Origin of the sequence: Parabacteroides sp. AM58-2XD, assembly GCF_003463685.1 — a bacterium.
Classification (GTDB): Bacteria; Bacteroidota; Bacteroidia; order Bacteroidales; family Tannerellaceae; genus Parabacteroides; species Parabacteroides segnis.
The window spans coordinates 1-6,867 of sequence record NZ_QSDP01000173.1; the positions used below are offsets into that span (position 1 = coordinate 1).

The 6,867-nt window shown below is 37.0% G+C and carries 4 protein-coding genes; all 4 read right to left on the reverse strand.

The window, feature by feature from the left end; all coding sequences use genetic code 11:
* Positions 1-115: 115 nt before the first annotated feature.
* Genes DXA15_RS24050 through DXA15_RS24065 form a run of 4 tightly spaced genes read right to left on the reverse strand, consistent with a single transcriptional unit; the run spans position 116 to position 6,424 of the window.
* Positions 116-1,447: a sulfatase gene (locus DXA15_RS24050; protein WP_128135717.1), complete on the reverse strand. Its 1,332-nt coding sequence runs from the start codon at positions 1,445-1,447 to the stop codon at positions 116-118.
* 18 nt (positions 1,448-1,465) lie between these two features.
* Positions 1,466-2,107: an SGNH/GDSL hydrolase family protein gene (locus DXA15_RS24055; RefSeq protein ID WP_128135718.1), complete on the reverse strand. Its 642-nt coding sequence runs from the start codon at positions 2,105-2,107 to the stop codon at positions 1,466-1,468.
* Positions 2,108-2,112: 5 nt separating this feature from the next.
* Positions 2,113-4,029: a glycoside hydrolase family 97 protein gene (locus DXA15_RS24060; RefSeq protein ID WP_128135719.1), complete on the reverse strand. Its 1,917-nt coding sequence runs from the start codon at positions 4,027-4,029 to the stop codon at positions 2,113-2,115.
* A gap of 58 nt (positions 4,030-4,087) precedes the next feature.
* Positions 4,088-6,424, reverse strand: a complete 2,337-nt coding sequence (locus DXA15_RS24065; RefSeq protein ID WP_233567602.1) for a hypothetical protein — start codon at positions 6,422-6,424, stop codon at positions 4,088-4,090.
* Between the last annotated feature and the right edge of the window lie 443 nt (positions 6,425-6,867).

Consider the following 6,867-nt stretch of genomic DNA (forward strand, 5'->3'; position numbering starts at 1 on the left):
TATCCTTTTCCCCTATATCCTTTTCAGATTATATAAATAAGATGTTTCCAAATCATAACGATAAATATATTTCCAATCTCCATCCATAATTGCACTGAATGGATATCCTTTTCCCCTATATCCTTTTCAGATTATATAAATAAGATGTTTCCAAATCATAACGATAAATATATTTCCAATCTCCATCCATAATTGCACTGAATGGATATCCTCCTTGATTGAAATAATGAGGAGAGTGCCAGTAAATAGGATCTCTTCTAACAACCTTCCCCTCTAACAAAGGTAATATACTAACCCCGTCAATATGTTGTTCCTCATACAGTGGCAATCCGCACAAATCCAATAAGGTTGGATAAAGGTCTGTCCCCACAACCGGACAGTCACAAACATGTTTTTCTGTTTTTACCTTAGGTGTATATATAATTAAAGGAACTCTCACTCCTCCCTCTGAATCCCAGCCTTTCCCATCTTTTAGCGGTGCATTACAAGTTGGTGAACCTTCAGATGTTGACAATCCGCCATTATCTGAATAAAAAACAATTGTTGTATGCTCACTCAGCTTCAAATCATTCAGCAGTTGTATTATTCTTCCTATGTTTTGGTCTAAACAATACAAAAAAGCTGCATAAACCGGATCAGATTGAAACATACGCCTTTGAGTACCATTCCGATTATCTCCTTTTTTTTGTAAGAACCATGGAATTGCAGGAAAAGGATCTCCGGTTTCAATGGCATTGATAGTGTCAAGTCCCAACCGTTTTGCTTTTTCTTTAAAATAATCAATATCTTTTTTCTTAGCCTTTATAGGAGTATGTACTGCATAATACCATAAATTCAAAAAAAATGATTCATTTCTGTTTTCCTTAATAGCATTTAAGGCCTTATCTGTAAGGACATCAGTAATAAACTCACCTCTTTCATTAAATCTTTGAGCTTCCCACTCACCTTCTTCAAAACCGGTAATATTAACATCAAAACCTTGAGACAAAGGTAATGTTTCTTCACTTTCTCCCAAATGCCATTTCCCAATATGGATTGTTTTATAACCATTCTCTTGAAAAGCTTCAGCCATTGTAAATTCCTCCGTTGAGATATTTGGAGCAAAATCAGCATCAATGAGTTTGCCTAATGAGGGTTTTCCCCACTGCCCCAACAAACCGGTATAACCGGTACGAGACGGATATTTTCCTGTCATTATAGCCCCTCTTGCCGGAGAACTGACCGGGGAGGCTGCATAAGCATTTTTAAAGAATACTCCCTTTTGAGCTAATCGGTCTATATTAGGAGTTTCATAAAAAGCACTTCCATTACAGCTTAAATCAACCCAACCCAAATCATCAGCCAATAAAAAAATCACATTTTGCTTTTTCTCGGCATGAACTATTATGGGTAAAAAGCAGCTCAATAAACATATACAAGTTTGCAGTTTCTTTCCTTCTAAATACATAATCAAGTCTCCTTTCCGTTAAAATTTACTTTTAATCATTTCAATAACCGGCTTTGACAGTAGCTCATAGCCCTCTTTGCTATAATGCACGTCGTTATTCCCCTTACCATATTTGGGGTGTACGTCTAAAGATAGCTGATACAAGTCATTTACAGGAATATTATACTTCCGCATGAGTTCTTTAGCTGTCCGGTTATATTTAACAACATCCTCCGCATATCGCCCCGGTTCCTCAGAAGGAACCATTGTCGTTGTTGCAAAAATAAGTTCAGCCCCAGTTTCTTTTAAAATAACAATGAGCTTTTCCATATTCCTTTCATATATATCAAGGGGAGTAGTCTGATGTCCCTTTATTTTATCACGATTTGTAGGATTGCTTCTATAACACAGGTCATGTAGTCCGAAATTAAAATGAATCACATCCCACTTCGTCTCTCCTAACCAATTGTAAATACTATCCAATCCGTATTGAGTAAATTTGGCATTCTTATAATTATGAACGACATTCGCCTCTTCAGCCAAAGATGTTTCCACAAAAGGAGTATAACCTAGGGAAATAGAATCTCCTATTATCAACACATTCTTTTTAGAAGAGCAATTGGTGAAAATCAAAAACAGTGAAATAAAAATGCAGCCTATATTCAATAATTCCTTTTTCATCTTATCTAGTTTTGTTTTCTAAATATAATAGTGTATCCTCCTCCGGGAGCTACAGTCGTTTCCAATACTTTATCGGATTGAACAATCTCTTTTTTTACCAAATATGCTTCCTTATTTTTTATATAATGAGTACTCGGAGAATCACTAAAAATAGTTGCTTCATATTTTACATCAGGTTCAAGAAAGTCCAACTCCATTCTGTGCTTTCCGCCTTTTTCATTATATACCACACCGGAAAACCAATCCTCCCCCTTACGGCGAATTACCGCAACATGGGAATCAAAATCCATCTCCAGATAACGTGTCTCATCCCATGTAACAGGCAAAGAACGGATGAAAGCAAACAAATCCGATTTTGCATTATATGCTTCCGGAGCATCTATCAATACTGACAAATGCCCTGTATGGGTGATAAAAAAACGGGCAGTTTCCGATGCTACTGTCGAGTTATATTCATTACGCGGGCCTTTCAGGCGAGATTTCATATCATTCAATGCAAATGTACCATTGGTCTGATCCATTTGACCGGCCAAAAGATTTATACACGCTATTTTGACAAACCCTTCAGGTGAAAAAGCCTCCCGCCTGTCTAATTGTGCATGACAATATTCACGATTTATATAATTGGGATAGGTTCGTTCCAAACCGCTAAAAGGTATAGGGTTATCATGAAAGTCTATCAAAAGTTTATACTTGGAGGCAATTCGGATCAACTCTTCCGTTTTTTGAGTCTTTTCCTGTAATGTATATTTAGGACCAAAAGCGCCCAAAAAACCAAATTTTACCCCTTTTGCTCCATAACCCGCATAGGTTGAAGCGACAGTGTCAAAATCGATAACCGGACAATCTTTATCACTGTATTTCATATCATAATAGAGCAATGTACCCACATTTTTTTGATTTCCATAAGAGATCACCTCTTTTATATCCAATCCTTCTACAGGTTTGAGCGGATTATGCTTTTCGTACCATTCCGCATCCAATAAAAAATAGTCAAGTCCCATTTCTGCACAAAAATCAATAAACCGCTTCAAACTCTCATTATTCATCCCGTAAGTAAAACCATCGAAGGTACAGCCTTTTACACGCCAGTCCCACATGGATATTCCGGCTTTAACCCAACTGAAATCTCCTTGTGGAGCCTCATTTAAACTTAAATATATACTTTTTTGATTGTATAAATCCGCAATGCTTTTACCGGTAAAAACAACGCGCCATGGTAAATATACAGTCCCTTCACAAACAGCCTCATCTTGTACCATCTTTATTGATTTTCCTTCAGCACCTTTAGATAAAAACAACTGCGGATAGTTATGCAGATCGGCTTCATGAAAAGACAGATTGCAATTATCCATCCCATATATTATAGGGGTTGTATACCTTGATTTCAGCTCAGATATAGGAGATGGACCTATCGGCATGCGCTCTCCATTGGGTACCAAACATTTTCCTCCCGGATTTGCAGGAATCCATTCACTTCTTTCCAACAATCGGCTGTCTTTTGGCAGGTTATTCAACACCATACGATAGGCCATCCCTTCAGAGTAAGCACGGACGAATAACTCCGCCGGATACGTTTGCCCGGATTTTGTCCGGCAGGACAAGTTGAATATAGCTTCTTTATATTCTTGTGACACCGACTGAAATTCTCCGTAAGGCATAGAGATGATATCTTTTTTCTCAAAAGACTTCTCTGATATCAGTGACCACTTAAGAATTTCTCCATTCAAAAAGAGAATCACAGGAGACGGACTGATCAGTTCTTCCTTATTGTTACATAGTTCGATGAAAAGAGAATCAGAATCAATAGATACTCCAACCTCTGTCGTGAAACCAGGAGACCGAATGATATTTATCGAATTTGAATCATTACAACTAATTATTAGAAAAGTGCACAATAGCAATAACAATATTTTTTTCATCTATAAAAATTATTTATTAAGTGAGTCGTAGAAATACTCTTGTTTATTCTTCTTAATTTTAATCATATATTTTTTCTGCTTCACAAACGGCTTTCCTATTATTATTTTCAATCTTTAACCGTTCTGCATATTTACGTAACATCAACCTGTGTGCTTCACACGGAATAAAGTTTTCCATATCGGCACGAGGTGTCTTCTGAAGTCGTTTCTTTCCCTGCTCTATGAGGGATATAGCTTGCTTATACACTTCTTGATTATCTTTCACTGAATCCAAACAAGGGCTTACTTCCGGACGGTCGAATGAAATTTGCGGACCTAGTTTTCGACTCCACTGACCAAGTTTTTTGAAATCAACCCCCGTTAGCCGAGAAAGTTCTTCCAATTCTTCATTAGTAAGAGGAGAGCGTCCGGCCGGATTATCAGGATAAGCCGATTCGTATACTGGATAATAAACGCCATTTAAATCCATCCAGGTATAAAAAATATGCTTTTCATCAACTGAAAGTTTTACATTGTGATGATTTGATTCAATTATTTCAGATAATTTACTGGCATGAGCTCCCCAACTATACGCTTGTTGGATATTTGCGGGGCCGGCACCAACTAATTTGACGATTCCCCGATGGTGAAGATTTATGTAAGAAGCATTGAAATAAGGATTTTTATCAGCAGCCAATACTAGCTTATCTCTATTTTCCGGATCAAAGTCATGACAGCGTACACAGTGTTTATCTAACAAAGGTTGTACCTCTTTCATGAAAGAAAATAGAACTGTTTTACCTTGCCATCCATTCATTGATATCGGCTTTTTACGCAATGCCTGTGGGGGGAGAGCTGTTGATATAGGAACAGAAAGACGATCTTCATGACAACCGATACAACCATTTACTTCTCCGGATTGAACGGTCACTCCACTTCGCATTGACTGAATCATTTTACGATCCTTGTCTAATAATTGAAAGTAAACAAACCGATCGCTTGGCACCTCTATATAAGCCGAACCATCCTCTTCAACAGGTACCTCACCTAATATCCGCTTATTTTCCAGACTATGCCAGTTTACAGCCGGAGCTTGTTGTCCTCCTCCTTTCCAACCTTCTTTTGTCCAAGTCCGTTTTTCGGGAGATTCTACTATACGAAGATACTTCACCGAACCCGGGGAGACTCCTTCCATATGAGTTCCTGCATATACATTCTGCACATAAAAAAAACCGTTTTCATTCTTATAATTTCTATTTTCAGGTATACTGATAGGTTTATAGCGTGGAGCTATTGGCATCGGATCGAAAAGGCTTTTCTCTCCTTCAATAAGCAATGTCTCTTTTCCATTTCGATCTACTAAAGCAATCCCCATTTTATAGCTACCATTTATAAAACTATCATTTTCACTATCAAAACGTATAAATCGTGAGACCAGAAACAAATTTTCAGTCAGAGGAAAAGGATCTTCATAGCGCGTATCTATCTTTCTAAATGCATCCCAATTACCTTTGTCTATTAAGTCATAAGAATAACTTGGCCATATATCGACAACACTAGATTTACCATCTACACCTTTACGGCGATCAATTAACGCCAATGCTCCTACAGGGCGATCATGGCAAGAAGAAAATATGCAAAGCAAAAGGTCACTACCCGGTATAGCCCGTGGATCAATAATCCCTCCTGGTGATTGCATATTATTCCCATAATAAATTGCATGTTTTGTACCATCGGGATTTACCGTCCACAATCCTTGTGCATCTCCAAAGTTACGATCAACATATTCCCAGCGATCATAGATAATACGTCCGTCATTCAATAAAGACGGATGTCCTTCAAAAAGGGTACTTTTCCCTATCTGTACAATATTAGCACCATCTGCATCCATTCGAAACAAATTACACATAATATGACGATTGCACATACAAAACTTAGGTTCACGAGTAGAACTGAATACGATCCTTCCATCCGGAAGATAGAGTGGATCTATATCAGAAATACCTGTTGCAAAAGTAAGTTGTTTCAACCCTGAACCATCCACATTGATCTCATAAATATGATAATCATCGTCTTTGCTTTTTCGATAAGCAAAGACGATCCGACTGCCATCAAACGAAAGCTCAGGATCACGAATTACTCCGCTATCCGTTTCAAGTAATATGCGCGAGGTATTTGTTTTCAGATCAAAAGCTTTCATGGCTGCTCCCGAACGAAACTTTTCTTCATTAATTTCTCCTTTTTGGAACAGCGTTGCCGTATTATGGTGATCTTTGAGGTACTGATGCCGTTCTATATACAAGATTTCTTGTTTTTCCAACAAAGATCTAACATTTTCACTAAGAGATGCAATCTGTGCTATACCGGCTACAGGAGTAACCAGTAACAGAAATTGAATGATATATTTCTTAATCATAACTCTTTGATTTAATATTTAATTTACCAATTTGAATTCTGTTCTAATTCATTATTTAGTGCTAGATGCAAATTTGTCTTTTACTTGTAGGTTATCTGAACCTGAATTTCCGGCAAAGATTAGCTATATCTACTTATTTCAAAATGATATCTAGCATTAACAACACATAAATACAGTTATATCATTTCGTTCCAGATTTTAACAGTAAAGTCACTTTCTGTTTTCTAGTACATTATCCATCAACACTTCTAACTCTCTCTGTTTGTCAATATTCCATATCTACAATCTAACTCAATAAATGTATTTGTCAATATTCCATATCTACAATCTAACTCAATAAATGTAGAGGTATATGGTAGTGTTAAATTCGTTTTAACAACTAAAATTTCATAATACGAACTTACGCTATCTATTTTATTTAAAAGTATTTCATGATTAACGTA

Bases quoted from the DNA above. Each gene is read 5' to 3' on its own strand.
- DXA15_RS24055 (WP_128135718.1), bottom strand. From the start codon at position 2,107: ATGAAAAAGGAATTATTGAATATAGGCTGCATTTTTATTTCACTGTTT.
- DXA15_RS24050 (WP_128135717.1), bottom strand. From the start codon at position 1,447: ATGTATTTAGAAGGAAAGAAACTGCAAACTTGTATATGTTTATTGAGC.
- DXA15_RS24060 (WP_128135719.1), bottom strand. From the start codon at position 4,029: ATGAAAAAAATATTGTTATTGCTATTGTGCACTTTTCTAATAATTAGT.
- DXA15_RS24065 (WP_233567602.1), bottom strand. From the start codon at position 6,424: ATGATTAAGAAATATATCATTCAATTTCTGTTACTGGTTACTCCTGTA.